This window comes from Acinetobacter sp. XH1741, assembly GCF_041021895.1.
GTDB lineage: Bacteria > Pseudomonadota > Gammaproteobacteria > Pseudomonadales > Moraxellaceae > Acinetobacter.
This window is the reverse complement of the sequence record NZ_CP157428.1, coordinates 2,364,004-2,384,130: the sequence shown is the minus strand read 5'-3', so window position 1 is coordinate 2,384,130 and position 20,127 is coordinate 2,364,004. Positions and strand designations below refer to the sequence as shown.

19 protein-coding genes and 1 pseudogene are annotated in these 20,127 nt (G+C 34.0%); 8 read left to right on the top strand and 12 right to left on the bottom strand.

Annotated elements, in window-relative coordinates; all coding sequences use genetic code 11:
* From ABLB96_RS11390 to ABLB96_RS11370, 5 genes are all read left to right on the top strand, one after another.
* On the top strand, positions 1-729 hold the full coding sequence (locus ABLB96_RS11390) for a hypothetical protein (RefSeq protein WP_348897536.1): 729 nt from the start codon (positions 1-3) through the stop codon (positions 727-729).
* 173 nt (positions 730-902) lie between these two features.
* A complete protein-coding gene (locus ABLB96_RS11385) occupies positions 903-1,568 on the top strand; it encodes a hypothetical protein (RefSeq protein WP_348897537.1) in 666 nt (221 codons plus the stop codon).
* Between the two features lie 268 nt (positions 1,569-1,836).
* A complete protein-coding gene (locus ABLB96_RS11380; RefSeq protein ID WP_348897539.1) occupies positions 1,837-2,613 on the top strand; it encodes a glycosyltransferase family A protein in 777 nt (258 codons plus the stop codon).
* Positions 2,614-2,616: 3 nt separating this feature from the next.
* Entirely contained in the window at positions 2,617-3,738 is a 1,122-nt protein-coding gene (locus tag ABLB96_RS11375; protein ID WP_348911736.1) for an acyl-CoA dehydrogenase family protein, read from the top strand.
* 78 nt (positions 3,739-3,816) lie between these two features.
* Positions 3,817-4,683: a hypothetical protein gene (locus ABLB96_RS11370; protein ID WP_348898558.1), complete on the top strand. Its 867-nt coding sequence runs from the start codon at positions 3,817-3,819 to the stop codon at positions 4,681-4,683.
* Positions 4,684-4,689: 6 nt separating this feature from the next.
* Here ABLB96_RS11370 and ABLB96_RS11365 read toward each other — a convergent pair whose 3' ends face one another.
* Positions 4,690-5,928, bottom strand: a complete 1,239-nt coding sequence (locus ABLB96_RS11365) for a hypothetical protein (RefSeq protein WP_348911734.1) — start codon at positions 5,926-5,928, stop codon at positions 4,690-4,692.
* Between the two features lie 231 nt (positions 5,929-6,159).
* Positions 6,160-6,678, bottom strand: a complete 519-nt coding sequence (locus ABLB96_RS11360) for a GNAT family N-acetyltransferase (protein WP_348898496.1) — start codon at positions 6,676-6,678, stop codon at positions 6,160-6,162.
* Between the two features lie 278 nt (positions 6,679-6,956).
* Here ABLB96_RS11360 and ABLB96_RS11355 point away from each other — a divergent pair, with 278 nt between their 5' ends.
* Entirely contained in the window at positions 6,957-7,454 is a 498-nt protein-coding gene (locus tag ABLB96_RS11355; RefSeq protein WP_348898495.1) for a hypothetical protein, read from the top strand.
* 26 nt (positions 7,455-7,480) lie between these two features.
* Positions 7,481-7,744: a hypothetical protein gene (locus tag ABLB96_RS11350; protein WP_348898494.1), complete on the top strand. Its 264-nt coding sequence runs from the start codon at positions 7,481-7,483 to the stop codon at positions 7,742-7,744.
* A gap of 219 nt (positions 7,745-7,963) precedes the next feature.
* Here ABLB96_RS11350 and ABLB96_RS11345 read toward each other — a convergent pair whose 3' ends face one another.
* Positions 7,964-8,173 (bottom strand): hypothetical protein, encoded by a 210-nt coding sequence (locus tag ABLB96_RS11345; protein ID WP_348898493.1) that lies wholly within the window; start codon positions 8,171-8,173, stop codon positions 7,964-7,966.
* A gap of 84 nt (positions 8,174-8,257) precedes the next feature.
* Positions 8,258-8,828 (bottom strand): annotated as a pseudogene (locus ABLB96_RS11340) (TetR/AcrR family transcriptional regulator).
* Between the two features lie 810 nt (positions 8,829-9,638).
* Between ABLB96_RS11340 and ABLB96_RS11335 the strand changes: the two are divergent.
* Positions 9,639-10,079: an HD domain-containing protein gene (locus tag ABLB96_RS11335; protein ID WP_348898492.1), complete on the top strand. Its 441-nt coding sequence runs from the start codon at positions 9,639-9,641 to the stop codon at positions 10,077-10,079.
* Between the two features lie 35 nt (positions 10,080-10,114).
* On the opposite strand, the gene ABLB96_RS11330 is transcribed toward ABLB96_RS11335, so the two are convergent.
* From ABLB96_RS11330 to ABLB96_RS11295, 8 genes are all read right to left on the bottom strand, one after another.
* On the bottom strand, positions 10,115-10,759 hold the full coding sequence (locus ABLB96_RS11330) for a hypothetical protein (protein WP_348898491.1): 645 nt from the start codon (positions 10,757-10,759) through the stop codon (positions 10,115-10,117).
* 11 nt (positions 10,760-10,770) lie between these two features.
* Positions 10,771-11,742 carry a 5'/3'-nucleotidase SurE gene (gene surE, locus ABLB96_RS11325; protein ID WP_348898490.1) on the bottom strand — a complete coding sequence of 324 codons (972 nt, stop codon included), beginning with the start codon at positions 11,740-11,742 and terminating at the stop codon, positions 10,771-10,773.
* Positions 11,743-11,974: 232 nt separating this feature from the next.
* A complete protein-coding gene (locus ABLB96_RS11320; RefSeq protein ID WP_348898489.1) occupies positions 11,975-13,138 on the bottom strand; it encodes a hypothetical protein in 1,164 nt (387 codons plus the stop codon).
* On the bottom strand, positions 13,131-14,459 hold the full coding sequence (locus tag ABLB96_RS11315) for a TolC family protein (protein WP_348898488.1): 1,329 nt from the start codon (positions 14,457-14,459) through the stop codon (positions 13,131-13,133). Before ABLB96_RS11315 ends, ABLB96_RS11320 begins: the two co-directional genes overlap by 8 nt.
* Complete coding sequence (locus tag ABLB96_RS11310; protein WP_348898487.1) at positions 14,456-16,042, bottom strand: GH3 auxin-responsive promoter family protein; 1,587 nt, start codon at positions 16,040-16,042, stop codon at positions 14,456-14,458. The genes ABLB96_RS11315 and ABLB96_RS11310 overlap by 4 nt, the downstream gene beginning before the upstream one ends.
* Positions 16,039-16,827, bottom strand: coding sequence for a hypothetical protein (locus ABLB96_RS11305; RefSeq protein WP_348898498.1), 789 nt, complete (start codon positions 16,825-16,827; stop codon positions 16,039-16,041). Before ABLB96_RS11305 ends, ABLB96_RS11310 begins: the two co-directional genes overlap by 4 nt.
* A gap of 187 nt (positions 16,828-17,014) precedes the next feature.
* The gene (locus ABLB96_RS11300) at positions 17,015-18,562 is read right to left on the bottom strand and encodes a DHA2 family efflux MFS transporter permease subunit (RefSeq protein WP_348898486.1); all 1,548 of its coding nucleotides are present in this window, start codon (positions 18,560-18,562) and stop codon (positions 17,015-17,017) included.
* A gap of 25 nt (positions 18,563-18,587) precedes the next feature.
* A complete protein-coding gene (locus tag ABLB96_RS11295; protein ID WP_348898485.1) occupies positions 18,588-19,649 on the bottom strand; it encodes an HlyD family secretion protein in 1,062 nt (353 codons plus the stop codon).
* Between the last annotated feature and the right edge of the window lie 478 nt (positions 19,650-20,127).

Sequence of the window (20,127 nt, the reverse complement as noted above, 5' to 3'; positions counted from 1 at the left end):
ATGAATAAAAAGAATATTTCTGGTTACCTAGACCTAAATATAGATTTAGTCATTAAATTTGGTGGAAGTCTTTTAAAAGACCCAGAAGAAGCCGGTGCTTTGCTTGAAATAATTAATGAAGCTTCACAGAATGGAGCTAGATTATTAGTTGTGCCTGGTGGGGGGCCGCCAGATAAATCTATTGAAGAGATTTATGCCAAAAGAAAATTTACTATGCCAACAGCTCATGAGGCATGTGCCTTAGCTCAAGATCAAATAGGATTAATTCTTTCAGATCCTTATTACTCAAAGGCATCATTGACTTGTCGAAATTTTAAAGATATCCGAATAGCGTTAGACAACTTAAAGACACCTATTCTTCTACCCTCACAACTTATAATGTCTTTAGATCCAGTTGAATATAGTTGGGATATTACATCTGATGCAATCGCGGGTTGGATTGCTTGGCAAGTAGGAGCACCAAAATTGATTGTACTCACGGATGTAGATGGTATTTATGATCTGGATATTTGTGGAAACCTATTAAAACAAAAACCAATAGAATCTGCTTCAGCAGCTGATATTGTAAAAATAGGACATACTTCAATTGATGTTTGTCTTGCAAAATGGATAGCGCATGGCTTTATTAATGAATGTCTCATTATAAATGGCAAGTATTCTGAGCGTTTACAAGATACTTTACTTAATAAAAATACATTATCCACACGAGTTTACTATAGTAATAATTAACATTTATTCATGTTTTACTAAAACTCTTGTAGCAACTTTATTAATATAAATATTAAGTTTCTATAAGAATTTAACAAAATATGAAATAGAAATTATATTTTTGGAACAATTTAGATATAGATAAAAATAAATATCTATCTTTGTCCAATAAATAATATATAAGGAGTTTTGAAATGCTTACAAGTGGTATTGTTCAAGAAATACAGAAAATAAAAAGTACCGATTTTTCAAATCGCTCACTCTATATAGGGTTTACAGGACTTGATGGTGCCGGGAAATCAACGCAAGCAGGTATGTTAGGTCAATATTTAAGGTCATTAAAACGGCAGTGTTATGTTTGTGAACCTAAGGATGATTTAGTTCCTCAACTTGCTACAGCAATAAGCAGACAAAATTCAATGCTTCCAAGAAGCTATTTTGGAACATATCCTTTTGAATTAGCTAAAGCCTTTAGTGCTGTACGACATCATTACAGTGCTATTTTACCTTGTATCAATACTGGTATAGATGTTATTGAACCACGTACAAACTTTTGTCGACTCGGCCTAGCAGTTGCGAATAATTGCAATGATATCAATAAGATTATTGATGTTTATGAGTCTGCAAAAAAATATGACTTCGTATTTTGGATAGATACACCTCCTGAAATTGCATATAAGAGAGTTAATGATAGAGGAACAGATTACGAACCACTTGAAGAACTACAAAATTTTCATAATGCATTATGTCAATTGGCAGATGACAACTGTATTCGAATTGATGGTTCAGGCACAAAGCATGATGTATTTAATAGAATTAAACTTAAATTTATTGAGCTAGTAGGAAATTTAAACAATTGATTTAATTTACTATTTGTTTGAATTTTATAATTTATACTATAGAAATATTTTCAAATGAGAATATTATATATTTAAAATGAAAAATATAGTTTGGAGGAGTTCACATTGATTATATACATCAAAATATTAAAACTAGCTTCTAAAAAAGATAGTAAAAAACCACTCAATTTTCTTTAAAAGAAGCTAATTAACCTTATAAATAGATAATTTTTTATTAATAAATATCAATTTTAGAGTATAAGTTATTTTAGAATCAGGATTCGATATAATGAAAAGTAGTCCAACTTTTTCAATAGTTATTCCAACATTTAATAGACCTTACGAATTAATTAGAAGCCTTAATAGTGTTGAAAAACAAACTTTCAAAGATTATGAAGTAATAGTAGTAGACGATGGTTCTACAGAAAAAATTGATCACGAACAATTAAAGGGATTCAATTTTAAGATCAATTATATTCAGAATCATGAAAACCTTGGAGCTGCTACAGCCAGAAATATAGGTATTAAAGCAGCTTTAGGCAAGTATATAAGTTTTTTAGAGGATGATGATGAGTATTGTGAAACTTTTCTAGAAGACTCATTAAATGTATTAAGTGAAAATCCTAATATTTCAATAACTTGGTGCTCAGTCCAATACATTAATAATAGTTGCTATGTTGATCCCCCAGAAAAAACTGAAGTTTTCAAAAAGAAAATTGATATATTTAAAAAACTACTTAGTATAGGTATAGGTCATGGTGTTACTATAAGATCTTCACATATTAATAAACAACAAAATTTTTTTGATGAAAAAATTAAAGTAGTAGAAGATACAGATTTTTTTATTAGACTTTTATCCAAAGGTTTCACTCCCTACTTTATATCTGGTAAGGCTAAAGTTAAAGTACATAATCATGATAAAATAAGAATGACTTCTCCAGAATTTAATAATTTAAGAGTAAAAGAATCAAAAATTTTATTAAAAAAATATGAAGGATTTTTTACCGAATTCCCTGCATTGAAGCAACAATTAGAAAACCACATAGCCTATTTAGAAGGAAACTAATTAATGAATATAAGCAAAATAGAGAAAAATCTTTCAGTTTCATTTAAGAAAGCACTAGAAATTATTAATAAAGAAATAATTCCTGTATTAAAATCAGAAAGTAAAGTTGTCCATGAAAAATCAATATTTCCACATAAGACTTTCTCCAAGTTGAAAGAAAAAAAACTTTTAACTACAATAATTAATTTAAAAGATAACCCTTATCAATTTAATTTATATGACCATTTTTATTTTATCTATATTTTATCAAAAGAATGTGCTTCAACTGGTATGATATATGCTATGCATATTACCCAGTTATATGCAATTATCAACAATAAATGTAATGAAACTTTACTATATAATATTTTTAAAGAACAGACTTTAATTGCGTCTGCCACTTCTGAAATAGGAAAAGGTGGAGATATCTCTAAAAGCATTACAAAAATTGTAAAAAATAAAAATAATTTATTATTTTTAAATAAAAAATGCCCAGTTATCTCTTATGCTGACTATGCAGATGCTATTTTATTAACAGCCAATGACTATAACAATAAGCAAGTATTTATCTATTTAACAAAAGAAAAGTATACTTTAGAACTATTAAGTGTATGGAATTCAATGGGTTTAAGAGGAACATGTAGCAATGGATATGATTTAAATTCTGAATTTAATGAGTCAGATATATTATTATGTTCTTCAAGTAAAATAATTAATGAAGTTATATTACCCTATAGTCATTTATTATGGAGTGGATGTTGGTTAGGAATAGCTTCAAATGCCTTTGATAAGACATTAAAGTATTATAAAATTAATGATGAAAATGGCATCAAAGTTGCTGAAATTTATAATAACTTACTTTTGATGGAAAACTCTATACTTAGTAATTTAATTTCATTCAGTAATGGCTATTGTGAAGAATTTACAAAAAAAATAGAACTCACTTCTATGAAACCACAAATATCAGAATTATGTATTGATATATGTCTAAATTGTCTTAAAGTTTTAGGGATTATAGGATATAATAATAATTCAGAATATAGTATTACAAAAAATATCTCAGATTCATTATCTTCTCTAGTTATGATCAACAATAATAGGATTAATAGTAATATATCTGAACTATTGAAAATAGTTAAATTATAAAATAAAATTTTTTATGAGTAAATTATTTAATCTTAACAATTTAATATCTTTTTTTTGCATAAAATGTGAGAACTATTAATGAAATCTTTTTCTCTTTTTTTAAATGATCTATTAGAGCAAGAATCTGGTATATCACCAAATAAATTTAACTGGTACATTAACAACTATAATAATAAAGTTATTGACTATTATGATGTTGAGTATCCAGGTGTTGTTAAACGAGATTATATGACTGGAAGACCACTTTCTAAGAAATTAACTGTATATGAATACTTTTGTACTTTAGGTATAGCTCATTTATTTGATGCTACTAATCCTGATTGCATAAAAAATATGCAATATCATTCTATAAATGCTTTAGGTTTTATTGGATACCAATTTGGTGAAGCATTACTTTATGACTTAGAAATTTACACTCCTAGTAAAAAGCTAAGACAAAATTTATTAATAGATTCGTATTATATAGGTGGTATTGACGACAAGTTTTGGAGTGATGGAGTTACTGAATATTATACTTACAATGAGTTTTTAAATAAGGGGATTATAGCGACACATGTAAATTTATGGGAAGGTGAATTTAAAGGTTTAGTAGGTTTAAATAACTTTGAGGATTTAAAATCTCCTTTAATTCAGGAAAAAATTATAATTAAAGCATTTTACTATAACTTAAAAGTTTTAAAGAAACTTTTTAATATTTCCAAGGGAATAGATCTATTAATGATCTTTAAAGAAAATAAGTATCCTGAATCAAATTTTTATGAACTTTTTAAACTCTATGATGATGGTATTTTATCTGGAATTTTAGCGGCCATGCATTTATGTGGACCATACGGTTTTTATGATCTTTATAGTAAAAATAAAATAAATTTTGATGAGTTTTCTGTATCTATTGTGAAATATATTCATAAGTTTTCAAATTATGATGTATATGATATTTTCACATAAAATATTTCATTTATTTTTTTTTAGTTCTATATTATTAATTGATAAATAGCTAAAAATTTGAAGAAACAATATAAAGAAGAAAAATATATTCCAATTATATTTAGAAATTAAAATAGAAGAAAATGGAACTGAAACAACTAAGAATAGCATAGGTAAAGACGATAATATAGAGTATTTAAATGAAGAGTTATCTCCTTGAACAGATTGCATAATATAATTGGAATAAGTATAAGTAATAAAACTTGATGAAAAAACATTTAATATAAAAGCTATTAATAAGAATAAATTAATATTTAAACTTAAAAAATTAAGAAGCATAAAAATTATTATAGTTATTGATTTAATCAACAAAGAATAAAGCATTATTTCTTTAAGTGAAAAAATTTTACTTGTAAATTTCCATAAATGACTTAGAATTAAAATTGATAAAAGAGGAACTATTGTATTGATTATTCCAAAAAATTCAATAGATAGTTTAAGTTCCTTAATAAAAAACACAACGACAAATGATGATAATGTTAAATCAAATAACTTATAAAATAAAGAATATACATAAAATTCTTTCAAATTCAAAAAAATAATTAATGACTCTTTAAAATTAGTAAAACTAGTTTTCAATATAAATAAAAAAGAAGTGCAAGGAATTATAAGAAAAAAATATAATTTATTTTTCAAAATAAATGCTAAAAATTTTTTTATTGTTGTAAAATTAAATATATTTAAGAATATAAAAAAAATAAATGATGAAAACAAAAATAAAAAATCAATATTTTTATCAAATAAATTATTAAAAATAAATAAAACCGCACCACCTGCGAATATTGAAGACAACCTCCACCCACCAATATAATATGAAAGAAAGAATGGTCTTTTTTCATCTGAAAAATTTTTAATTAGATTTAAATCTGTTAAAATATCGAAGCATGCTCCAAGAAATGCAATATTAAACAACATTAACATAAAAATTAACATTGTAATCTTTGAAAAAAATATTAAAACAATAAATGACAAACATATCAAAAGAGCAAAAAATGATATTAAATAGTCTATATTTTCCTTTTTAACCGAATCAGCAAAACCACTCCATAAAAATTTAAAAGAATATGGAAGTAAAGCAAAAACTAAAGATGAAATAAATGAAATATCATACCCTAACGTAGCAAAAACTGCTTGAAGAGTGATTGTTAAAAAACAATATATATATCCAGATAAAAAACCATAAGCAACAATTTTAAATTTATTCATATTATTTAAATATTAATCAATAATTAAAAATTCCTTTAACTTATTAACAATATAGATATTTTTAATGGCATTTTTTGTTTTCATATGTATATAATTTTATTATTCTATGTAATTTATAAAATAATAAACAACACTTCTTTAGTTAAATTTAAAATAAAATGATTGCAGAGAATTAACTAATAATCTAGACACATACGCCAATGAAATGCTTAACTTTCCTAAAATCTAATTTCAAACAAGCTGCTTAAAATAAATCGCGGTGCCGTCATAGTTCCCGTTTGAACTTAATGCGAAACTTGGAATTACACCCACACGTACAAATCCAATTTTGTTATATAAAAGTTCGGATACATCACCTTCACGTGTATCTAAAACAAGTAAGCGTAGACCTTTTTCTCGAGCAAAATTTTCGAGTTCATTCATTAGAAATGTTGCTATCCCTTGTTTTCTTGTAGATGTGAGCACCATGAGTTTTTCAACCTCGGCTCTATGAACGCCGTTCTTTTTACTTACCAAAGACAATTGAACACTACCTACAACTCTGCCTTGTTGTATGGCAATCCATAGACAACTATTACCTTGTGCTAATTTATGGTTGACCTCACGCCAATAATTTAAGACTTCGTTCTTTTCTATAGGAGCTAAGAAACCGATAGAAGCTCCGTTATTTATGGAATCTTCTAACAATAGCGATAAGCCTTCTTCATAATCGCCAATTTCTTTTATTTCTAAGATTTCAATGTTTTGCATATTTTTTCTCAAAGTTATGTGAATAAAATTTCATTAGACAGATTTATAAAATCATTATCAGTTAAATGAGGAGTTCAATATAGAATTTTCTTAATAAAATGTTCTGATAGAAAAAACGACATTCATAGCCAGATCTGTGCTGCCAATTTCGCTTCACTATCCCTAAGTTTTATACTAGTGGGTAGTAAAGAACTATTTTTTATCTAAAACAAAACATTCAGTAGCTATTAAGGTATTATAATTGTTATTTTTTATAAAAAGCTTTTAAGGAATTATATATGAATAAAAATAAAGCCGAAGTAATAGCAACTTTTATAATTGGCTATTTTTTACTTCTAGTTTTTTGTTTTCTTATTTATTTTTTATATGGAAGTTTAATAGGGATTCAAATTATTGGGAAAATGACAGATTCTTCAGCTTTTTTTATAGGATTGCTTGGTTGGTCTGCTACTTTATATGCACCATTAATCGCTATTTTTCTTTTTACTGATTGGAAAGAACAAAAAAAATTTGAAGTAGGAAAACAATATGCTGAAAAAGTACTAGAAAATCTCTTTGAGTTAAATTCATCAATAGAAAGTGTCTACTTTTTATCTATTAGAATTGATCAAGTTATTTATGAAAACCCATTAGGACAAATAATATACTCTGACATTCCAAAAACAATTAAAGACTGTATCAAATATAACAATCATTTATCTTCAAGCTATGAAAACTTAATAAGGCTAAACTCAACTGTTAGTCAATTAATAGTAGTAAATGGTCAAAAAACATAAACACTCATCCTCTTCAAAAATTAAGAATGAAGTATGAAAGTGTTTTTTTAATATTACAAGTAAGATTAGAATTAAGAAACCACTTAATATATAAAATTAACAATTTAATAGATTATAGTATAAAAAATAATGATTTAAGCAAAAGTAAAGAAATAAAAAAAATAGCCCTATTTTTAAAAAATGATAATTTTATTGAACAACACGAAGAAAAAACAGAATCTCTTTATAAAGAATATGAATTATTATACAATGAATTTCAAAACCAATTTATTAATATTTTTAGAATTTAGCTTGATTTTATCTACAATTTTTTAAATAAAGAGTGATATTTTTTATTTTTCTATCATTTTAAGTTTATGTCAAATTATTTTCAAATAAAACTTTAATAATAAATACTAGTTCGTTTTTTTCTTATCGATATAGGAAAAAAAGTTAAGCCAAACCAATTTTCTTACACGAATATTATTGAATTATCCGTGTAAGCTTAATTAATATTTTGACTTTCAATTTTATTCTATAATCCTTGCTTGAAATACTATTAATATTTCTCTTTTTATATCATTGAAACTTCTCACCGATGGATGGCATAAATGCTCACCTTTTTTACAATCTGGAGATAATGGCAATATATGGTAACCGCTATCAGACTCATAAACCTCAAAAGATACTAAATTCTGCGTAATAGTATCAACCGCATCAAGGGTATTCAGCAAAGACATAAAAGTTAATCCAAAATTTTAAGTGTACTAAAAGTTATATGGCTTTATTTTATATGAAAAAATATCTAAAAGCTGCTCTACAACTTAAATCTTAATTGTCAACATCCCCCTCAAAAACATCTCCAACACCCTTTCATCAACTTTATCTGAACCTAAACACTGCTAAACACTGAATGACGGCGCCTTCGACCATATATAAAAATAGTTTGGCATCAGTAAAAGAAGCATCGGGTTTAAGTACTCTAAGCTGGCTATATATTTCATTGGTGAGCCATGTTCTATATCTCACGGCGGTTGTATAGGCGTTTGGGTAGTTATTTTTCGTTTCAAAAATGGCTTTAAATAATAGGTAATACAGCCCGTGTATATCTGCGTGTAAGTTATAGAGCTTTTTGAGTTTATCGGCTGCGCTTGTGTCGTGGTCGTATTCGAGCATGGTAACTACTTTTTCTTGGAGTCGTTCTTTTTGTACGATGAGACAGATTTCAATAAAGCGTTCTTTAGATTGAAAGTAGTTATAAAACGTCATTTTTGGTATTTCAGACTCTTTCACAAGTCTGTCGACACCAACAATATGAAACCCGTTGTAATGGAACAGCTCAATTGATTTATTTACGACTTTTAATGCACGTGTTGGGAGAACTAAATTTGGCATATTTTTACCGTTATAAATTAAATTTTTGTTGTATATAAATGAGATATAAAAGCCTTACACTTTTCTAAAGGTGAAAAAAAGGCGTAGCAAAGCCATAAAGACTGTGCCTAGCACATCTCAAATTTTAATTGTTGCGAAGTTTTAAGTAATAACGAGCTAAAGCCTGAAAAAGCCTTACGGCGATCAAGCTGCGTTAAATGTTTTAAGCTGTGTTGTTATAGCTTTTGGCAATGGTTGCCAAGAAATAATGGATGCGCAAAGCCAACTCCTTATATATGGAGTTCTGCCAGAGCATAAGATTTATGGTGGCAGAACGGAAGAGGGTTAGCAGACTGGTTAAGACATCCAGCACACCCGAGGGTGTCCCTCTCCCGTCCTACCGCTACGGGAGGGAACTGGGAGTGTGCGCACAAAACTATTCCTCAGATGAAATAGCTCTGATGCGGTCTTAAAAACGGTCTGCTAAAACCGACTGGCGATGTAGGCCAGCCCGCAAATGGTAATCTCCAATATTTGAGGTGTCAATGTAAAATTGGCTAGAAATTATTTAAATAGTTATTATTTTTCATTTAATTACATAATTAAGGAGATTCTTAAGTAATATTTACAATCTGCTTTTATATCATTAAGTTAAAGTTTAAAATTTCAAAAACTTAAGGGCTGGTTTTGTTCTTATTAAACAAGAATGAATAAATAAAAATGAGCAGTAACTCTTATGCCTAACTTAAGTATTCAGTATAAAATTATGACTTAAGCGCCCCATCTCACCCATTAGGCTGCGTTATAGCTTTAAACTAATAAGAGCAAAAAATGACTCAAAATAAAGTTGAATTAGCAGAGAAATTATCAAAAGAATCGCATCAAGGTCAAAAGTATGGCCCTCATGATTACTTTGAGTACCATATTAAAGGTGTGGTCAATTCATTAATCGAGCATCAATTTTCAGAAATCTACATTATTACCGCCCTTCTCCACGATAGTGTTGAAGACACGCCTCTTACGCTAGACAAAATCGAAAGTTTATTTGGAAAAGAAGTCCGCGATGCTGTAGATGCATTAACTAAACGAGAAGATGAAACACGCGAAGAATATTTATTCCGTTGTGGTTTAAATCCAATTGCTCGAGTGGTGAAACTTCATGATGCAGCCTTTAATGCGCATAACTCACATAAAGACAATAATCACCCACGTGTCGATTATTATCTTCAAACCATGTTAACTGTTTCAACGGCACAAGATAGGTTGGAATAAAAGACAATGAAATGAATCCGTTGTCTTTTTTATTTTTAAGATTGTGCAAATGCCCAAATGTCTTTTGATGCAACCGCGTCAGATACCAGTCTAAAACTCATAGGCTCTAAGTCTTCATCTACCACAACATAACCTTTTGAGTTATTTTTTAGCGCATCACACTTATTATCGGTAAGTTGATAATTTGCGGTATTGGCTAATGCACTTTCAGTAATCACACCTGTAAACACACAATTCGGGTCTTTCGAGACAATTTTGCCTTGTGCATTCACCTCGGCATTTACCGTCGTTCCATCTGGAAACGATAAATCGTAGGTGCCGACCAATTGATTAAGCAAAAGTTTTTGATCAGCAATTTTTTCATAATGTGCTAATTCAACTGCCATCGCTTGATTAGATTGGTTGCTTCGCCAAGCTTTGGCTTTTGCGTCATAGCTCATCACAATTTTGGCACGGTTTTCGTCATCATCTAAAACCAATAATTTAGTCCCATCTGCCCCAGAATAGTATTTACCCGCCATAGGTAATTCTTCATCAGTTTCGGTACTAATAATATAAGTGCCGACGTCTAAACTCGGCGCTAAGGCAGGTTTTTCAGTCGAGACTTGGTCATCATGATCATTGTCATTACAAGCGGCCAATCCAAGCCCAAGGAGTAAAACCAATAAACAACGTTTCATGGTCTTTCTCCTTACTTGTTAAATAAGCTTTTTAAACGGATTTTAAGCCATTCTTGACCTGCTGGTCGTTGGTCATAAGCCACTTGCATTGCAGTCACAGCAATTTTACTTTGCATTACGGCACTTTCATCTGACATTTGAGCGGCAGTTGGTGCTGATGGTGCCGCGTCTATTCCAAGGCCAAATTGATTGTTGCCTTTACTATCTTTGGTCACTTGGAACTTCAATTTATATAAGTCGTAAGTCCCAATTTTTGAAAATGCAAACGGCGTGCTGGTTGTTAAATTTTTAGGGAAATTCACATTTAGCGTAATGCCTTTTGGCAACAACTGGCCCTTACCTGCCTTAGCTTGTAATTCTTTTAATAACACTACAGTTTGCTTTGCCACAATTGCAGAGTTAGGGTTGTTTAAAGTTTTGTCATCTACCGTGTTGGTATCGGCGCTTAAGGCAATAGACGGAATCCCGCGTCCTGCCGAAAACTGTACATTGCCAATGGTGCCAGAGTGTACAACGACTTTTCCGACATTTTGGCCTTCATTTGGGCCAGATAAAACTAAGTCTGGCGCTTTACCCCAATGCTTTTGTGCAACCACGTCTAGTCCATAAACGGTTGCCATGACTGGCGTACCATGCGTGTAATTCCAGTCGCCATTGGTATAGCCCGCTTTGGTAAAGGTTCCAGCCGCAGGTGCGCCAATCGGTGCTGCACCATTGTGACAACCGTTTTCAGCCGTAATTTGCTTATCATTATCCGCGTTAATCGTCGTTGAGCTGTACATGACAATTGCACCACCACGACCACTTTGTGGTGAACACGGTACAGACACAAGCACGTTATGACCATTTGCTTTTAATTCATCATAGAGTGCTTTGATATTGCTTGTTAGACCGTCATCATTAACCAATAAAATATTTAATGCAAAAGCTTGAGTCGTACACAAAGACAGAATAAGGCCGCCCAATAAACTTTTTTTCATCACTTAACTACCATGTTCTTAAATTTTGATTTGTATAGTAGTTGGGCTATATGTAGGTTTAGTGACTAAACACTCGTAAAAATCCAAATATTTTTCCATTAAAAATTAAATAATTATATTATAAGTTATTGCTATATTTCTTTTTATCAACTGTTTATCAGCCTCATTGTTCATGTTAAAAATGACAAAACCCACTTTCGTGGGCTTCATTAAAAGTATCACCTTAGGCTTTAAATTAAATACGCCCAACCTCTAAATATGGAATCAGGTTTTTATCAAAATTTGGTCGTGGGTCGCCTTCAAAACTAATAAAGCCATGCATACCCGTTAAACGCTCACCTTTATAAAACTGGTTTAACTGATAACGCGGGTCTTTATGGGAAAGCGTAAAACTCACCACGCCAACACCCTGCTGTTTTGACTTATTATAGGCATCTTCGAGCATTTTATGATGCAAAGCCAAATCTTCGGGATGGCACATAAGCGTATGCAATACATGGTACTGAATAGAGTCGCCCAGCTTAGGCAAACGCATGCCTTTAGTAATTGGGGTTAGCAAGTTATAAACGGGTCTAAGCACACCTATAGCCGAACTATAATTTAGAATCTTGGTTTGCTTAATACTATGCTGATCCCACAAGCCAAACATACCCACCAGTTTTTCGCCCTTAAAGTAAAGTGAAAAGTCTGAGAGTTTCATCCCTGAAAAATACTGATGACCTTGGGCGAGCTCTTCAAAGTTATAGGCTGGAATAAAGTTATAAAACTCTGCCATGTCGCGAATAAACTGATTCATGGCTGGTACATGCTGGGCTTCAGCAACACATCTACGAATCTCTTGAAGATGATTCTGTTTAGAAGTCTGCTTTAAAAAAGCCGTAATTTTTCGTTTTGCGCCTGTACTCGTCAGACTGAGTGTCTCTATAAGCCCTTCATCATAATAATCGGGCATTCCCGTTTTGCCCGTTTGTATAGCGGCGCGTGCGGCATGGTTATCATCAAAAATAATCATTTGGCTAAAGTTCGGTGCGTGCATGGTCTGTTTTACATGCTTGGCTAATACCTTCACCAGTGATTTACCCCGATAGCTATGGTCTACCCGTAAGTCGCCAGCATAGCGTAAGTTCTGTATGTTTCGGTTGACATAACATGGTCGGTAACCATTGCTATAACAAGCGAGCTTCTTTTGACTCTCTAGGTCTTCAATCACAACATGCAGTTTATGCCGATACACAATATCAGACGCTCTAAAATAACTCGGTTCACGCTGAAAGCTAATTTGTATGCCTTTGGTGGTCATGGGCACGGCTATTAACTCTCGTAAAGCCTTGTCATCTGCCAAAGTCGCTTCACGGGTAATGAGGGTATTTTCTGTCAGTGGTGTATTTGTTTTATTCATTATTCACCTGTTGTGCGGTCTGCATAGGAACCAAACTATTTAAGCGCCCCATTTGGTCGAGGAGCTGATAAACAAACACTACTTCGTCTTGTTCATTTACGGTTTTCTGAGTTTGGGCATCAAGTAGCTTCTGCTCGGTATTGAGCAAGTCAAAGGTGGTTTTGGTGCCCACGTCAAACTCTTTACGTGTATAAACAAAGGCAATAGACGCTGCCTCTATGGCATTTGCCAGTGCGTCTTTATTTTGACGGATGGTTTGAAGCTGCGCGTAAGTAGTACGAGTACGTTTATTTAAATCTAGTTCAAGACTTCGTATTTTCTGGTGAGCCAAATCGATATCGACCTGCGCTTTTTTAACATTGGCGCGATTTAAGCCATCGTCATAGAGCGGTACATTGAGCTGCACCCCAACCATATAGTTATTACTTTCAGAACCAATATAACTCGCTTCATCTTGCTTTCCGGCACGGCTGGTGAGCATGACCGTTGGCCACAGTTCCCGTTTAGTTAAAGCGTATTGTTTCTCGGCTGCTTGCATTTCGTATTTGGCACGCATTAAAGCTGGATGATTCTTGGTTTGCGCCAAAATTTCATCTAACCCACTTGGTATAGCAGGTAGTTGTTTAATGGCAGTCAGGTTGTCAGGTGTTGTACCTGTCACTTGATAAAACTGTGCTTCGCTTACGGTCAAGTTAGATTGAGCCTGTGTAATATCTGCTTGACCTTGGGCGACTTGCGCCAACACCTGAGCCAAGTCTGCACGGGTAATCATCCCTACATCAAAACGGCGCTTTGACTCATATAAAGACCGTTGTAGGTTCGCCATGGTCTTTTGTCTAAGTTCTAAAATGGCTTTCTTTTTTAATACGTCGGTATAGACCATCACGGTATTTAAAATGGTTTCCGATCTTTGATCTGACAAACCTTGGTGTTGGGCAGAAAGCTGACTTTCAGCAATATCTACACCCAAACGATGCCGTCCAGAGGTGTAAATTGGATAATCCGCCTGCAATTGCAAACTTCGTCCTTTACGGTTTCCTTCGGTTGGAAACATGACTTTTGGCGGCGTATCTATTCTTTCATAGTCAAGTTGCCCCACCAAATTGACTTTGAGTCCGTCGCGCTGTTTAGCTTGTTCAAGCATCGCGGTAGACTGGTTTACGCTTAAACGGCTGACTTCAAGCTGGCTTTCATGTCTTAAACTGGCAGATAAAGCCTCGTCTAAAGTCATGGCATGTGTATTCGACACAATCAACACGCCTAAATACAAGGCGTGTCGAAGTGTTAAAAAACGAGTGTTAAGTTGCTTCATCCCTTTCATAGTTGTTCCAAACTATTGAGGGTGACTTTCTTAAGTGGCTCAGGTTTGATATTTCCTTCGATAATGCCATCAAACATGACCAGTTGCTTATAGGCATTCCAGCCATTATTGGCTTGGCGAATTTGAGGCTGGTCAAGCTGCCCTAAGTTGCGAGCAAGTTCGTAGTGGAAGTTTTGACGCAAAATACTGTCGATATATTCATTGTTAATGCTGTGATGAATTTCGCCCTCAAAAAGCACGCAATAAAATGGTTTAACCTGTTGTTGGGTATCAATCGCCAGTAAAGAAATTGCTTTTGATTCCGTTTCATTTAACTGAGACAACAACTGTTGAGCGGTTTCAGGTGCAAGTTTTTCACCGACCAGATCTACACCAAAACGGCGGCCTTGAAACTCAAAACACGGAATTTGCTCTAAAAAACCAGTCACTTTTAAGCAGTCATCTAGACAGTAACGCAGTAAGCCATTACCCGAAGTAATGAGTGGGCTGACCACGTCACCTTGTTTAAGCTGCCATGAAGGAATGATTTGACCTTGTTGCTCACCCTCTAAGTATTCAAATTCATAGAAGTGGCTTTGGTAGGCCAATGGGTATTGGTCATTATAAGGAATGGTCACAACACCTTCGGTCGCCCATAATCCTTTGCCTTCAAACTGAACACTGGGCAATTTCTCTTTTAATTTTTCGGCCCAAGCTTTTGAACCTGCGGTATCCCAACTCGACACTAAACTTAACTTTGGCCAGAGCTTTTTAAAGTCGATCTGTGCGCCGTTTGAACTTGCAATTAAGGCTTGAGCACTTTCAGGGCTATGCGGTGCAGTGACTTCTTTTAATGAAGCCTCACGATTACCCCATTTGCCACTGTTAAGCACTTCAATGACGTCTTTTTGCAATGACTCCAAACGCTCAAGTAATTGCAGCGCAAAAGTCGGACTCCATACCGAAATCATGGCTAAGTTACGGTTTGCGACCAAATAACAAATAGTGGCAAACAGTGCGTCATCGGCATTGGCTGCAAAGGCAACGTTACTTGGAACCGCTTGAGTAAACTTAGACAGTATGCGTTTACCTATACCAAGTAGCGCACTATCATCATTTAAGTTTTTGTCTTTTAAAACTTCACGTTGACTTTCAGGCAACCATGACACCGACCAGTAATGTGTACCCGAGCTAAGCTGTGGGCATTTACGGTATAAACTTGCCATCCACGGCGCAATGGCATGGTCAAGTTCATCTAAAAACAACTTGGTGTATGGAATAAACTTAATTTGTTCACTCGAACCACTGGTCGGCTGGAAACGAACCAGTTTACTGCTAGAAAGTGAAAGCTTTTGTTCACGGTAACGCTGAATGTCTTCTCGCCATGCGCCGTAACGTGTCGCAGGAAATGATTTTACAAACTGCTCATAGTTTTGAACTTTTTTATCTTTGGCAAAAGTCGAGGTCTGTAATATCGAATGCAAAATTTGATGTTGTGTGGTCTCTAAGGCATTAAACTGTTTTTGGAAATTACGGTCAGATGAATCACACCATTTTTTTAAAATAAGATGCGAGCCAAGCGTTAGCCATTCATTAGATTTCATTGGATGGCCTCTCTAGGTTTTGTTTTATGAGTTATACGCGCTTCACATTTACCTTTACTGGTCGGTTTTGTCATAAGCTTGACTGGGAAACGGGCAATATCTTTCCAGCCCAGACGACCAATACATGGCAGTTCAGTACCGGCTTTCCACGTTGGATTTTTTTGTTCAAAGAAATGAATATTTGGGTTCTTTTCTCTCATTTCAGCGGTAATGGGTGCGACCTCGCCTTTTAGGGGCTGATAGTCATCACCGAAGTTGAGTAAGCCTGCTTCACGGTCATAGTATTCACCAAAGAATTTCTCACAGTAGTGCTCAACCACTTCCGAAAGGTGTTGGTTTTCATCTTTAATGTTTGGGTAATACACGTAGTAGTTATTGGCAAGTAATAGATAGGTCTTATAGCCCTTAGAAATGAGTAACCAATAGAGTTCGTTAAAAGGATATTTAATACGAAGCTTAATCATGAGCTTGAGCATGGTACTTTGTAATGTACGAGTGCCCCAGAATTTCTTCAAAATGACCGTATCACCGCTAAACAACACGGTGTAGTCTTTACCGTTTAAGTAGAAGTGCTGCACCACAACCGTCGAGAAACCGACAATCTCATCTGTCTCTGAGTCAAAAATTAAGATCGCACCGCTTTTATTTTCAAAATCATCTACAAAAATAGAAAATCTGGTATTTTCATAATACTGTTCGTAAATGGAATACATCTCTTTTAGTCGATCAGTATCAATTTGCTCTTTTTCAAAATATTGCCCATAAGTTGTGCTTTTCAGGTTCAATTTTGAAATCAGTTTATATGTTGTATTAATCATAATACTTTAATCTCCCACATCCAGATCTGTGAGTTCCGCTCGCTCGTACGGCGATGTTTGAAACTCGTATAAATGTTCTTTTTCTATAAAGGGATATGTTTTGATATGCCCTATTGTTTTCATTCTTTAAAAGCTGCCCTCTACTGCTAAAACTTTACATATTCATTTTCTTCCCCCTGTCCATAAAGATGGTTAAAAAGGCGGTCACAAACATAATGATTGCAAGCATGCGTAATAAATCATTAAAGCTAGATGTCAGTGCCTGAAAATGAATGTCGCGGTAAATCACACTTAGCGCGATTTGCTGAGCATTTGCACCGACTTCTTGATATTGCGCCGTGAGCTGATCGAGCCGTTCTGTAAATATCCAGTTTTGTGGTGTCATCGCCTGATTAATCTGGGTGACATGCATTGCGGTCAACCAGTCTAGCGATGAGTTAATAAGTGCCAGTCCAACCGCACCGCCAATATTACGCATCAGGTTATAAATACCGCTGGCGTCGGCCACTTTACTGAGTGGCAACGTACTCATAGCCAAATGCGAAACCACAATCAGGCAAATCATGAGACCAATACCACGGTAAATTTGAGGCCAAAACATAAAGTCATAATCGCTATGAATGCTGAGGTGCGAATTAAGCCAAACCCCAAAGCCCGCCAGAATCATTCCAACAAATACAGTTTTTCGGGTATCAAAGTTAGGAATAAGCCAAGCAAGGAACGGCGCAAAGCAAAACATGACAATGCCTGTCACCATCATGACGTGACCAATTTGGCTACTATTCATTTCACGGACTTGCCCAAGAAACACGGGAATCATGTAACCCAAGCCGTACAGCGCCATACCAATCACAAATGTTGTGATGGCACTTAAAGTAAAGTTTTTATTTTTAAATACCGATAAATCGAGCAAAGGCTTAGGCTGGGTAAAACTTCTAGAGAAGAAAATCATGCCGCCAACAACGCAGACCATAAATGCAACCCGAACGCCTGTGTCTGCAAGCCAGTCATGCCGTGCGCCTTCATCGAGGAAATATTCAAGCCCACCCAAAAACATCGCCATACCCACCAGACTGAGCCAGTCCATGCTTTTGATGAGTGAATAATTCGCGCGGTCGATATTTGGACCTGAGTAAATGACTGTGGCAATGATAATGCCCGGAATAATATTAATCAGGAACATCCAGTGCCATGAAAAATTATTGGTAAGCCAACCGCCAATGGTTGGACCAATCGCTGGACCTAAAGTACTGATCATGCCAAACATAACCAAAGGCAATGAACGTTTTGGTTCTGGAAACAGTAAATACAACGCCGTCATGGAAGTCGGAATCATGCCGCCGCCCATAAAACCTTGAATGCCACGGAACACCAGTAAACTTTCCAAGTTCCATGACAAAGCACAAAGTAAAGAACTCACCGTAAAGCCAATTGCACACATGGTGTAATACACCCGTGTTGAAAGCACTCGCGAGACAATACTCGACATTGGAATTGCAATAATTTCGGCAATTAAATAAACCGTTTGTACCCAAGTGACTTCATAACGACTTGCACTCATACCAGCTTGAACTTCGTTTAGAGAACTCGCCACAATCTGAATATCAAGAATCGCCATGAAGTTGCCAAAAATCATGGCAGCAAAAATTGCCCATGCAGTTTTTGCGGGAAACCTCCACTCGGCTTCAAGATGCTTATTCATTTTCTTATTACCTAAAATTTTTTTATTAAGTTCTTAGGTCCACGGTGGCACTCACCGACATTCCAGGTTTAATCAAATCAATATGCGGGCTTGAATCTATGGCAATACGTACAGGAATACGCTGTACAACCTTGTTAAAGTTACCCGTTGCATTGTCTGGTGGCATGAGTGAAAAAGTTGCGCCTGAAGCTGGTGAAAAACTCTCAATTTTTCCGGTATAGGTGAGACTCGGATAGGCATCAAGTTTTAACTTCACTTTTTGACCAATATGCATTTTTTCAATTTGGGTTTCTTTGAAGTTTGCTTGTACATACAAACTATTTTCAGGAATGATTGCCATTAAGCGAGTTTGTGGAGAAACGCGTGAACCTTTTTGAATTGCAAGGCTACCGATCTTACCCGAAACAGGACTGACCACTTTTGAAGAAGCTAAATCAACCTGATACAGGTTTAAATTTGCATTGGCACTTTGAATATCTGCTAAAAGCTGCGCTCGACTGGCTTGTAAGCTCCCCAACTGAGCTTCTGCTGCATTTACGGCGGCTTGCGCTTTGCTGAGCTGTGCTTGAGCTGTTAAATATTGAGACTGGATCCCTTCAAAATTTTGTCGGGTAATCACGCCATCTTTTAATAAATCTTGATAGCGCTCATATTCTTTTTTCAAACGAGATAGGTCGGCTTGTGCTGCCACTACACCACTATTTGCTTCGGTAATTGACGACTTAGCAGACTTTTCATTTTGTTGTTGTACGCCCAGTGCAGCTTCTTTTAAGCTGACTACAGAACGAGCTTGGTCATAACGAGCTTGATAGTCACGATGGTCTAATACCGCTAAAGTTTCCCCTTTTTTTACCACCTGATTATCGTTAATTAATAACTCCATCACTTCGCCTGAAATCTTTGGCATAACCCAAGTCACATCAGCTTGCACATAAGCATTATCAGTAGATTGATAGAATCGATATACAAAAAAATAATATACAATACCGGCAACTAAAAATAACAGCAGGACACTAAAAACACCCCAAGTTATTTTCTTTCGACTTTGGAAATTAGTATCAGTTTCTAGCTGAGCTACGTTATCCATATTCATTCCGCTTATTTGTAATATTCGATTTTTTATTTAAGCCAATAAAATTATTGGTTTCTTTTTTACGTAACTTTTCACTTGGTTTTATCAATGAATCGTGACAGCGTAAAATTTGGTGCAAATTATGGTTGTGAAGTTAATTAAATAACATTGACCTCTTTGCCATATATTTTTTCTATTTATGTCAATAAAGCATATTATATAAACTATGTTTAAAAATTATGTAATTCGAATTGGTGTAGATTTCTCGTAATAAATCCACTTAAAAATTAAACCTAATTAATTGTTAATAAACAAATTAATTTTTAATTGATTCTAATTAAACAATCTTCCAGCACAGAAAATTATTGCAATAATATTAAGAATAAATTTTATTTTGTAATATTTAAATATTATTAATTAAAATAATATGTAATTTAAAAATTAGTTAACAATCAAAATTATTATAGCTATAAAAATAAGATATATATAAGTT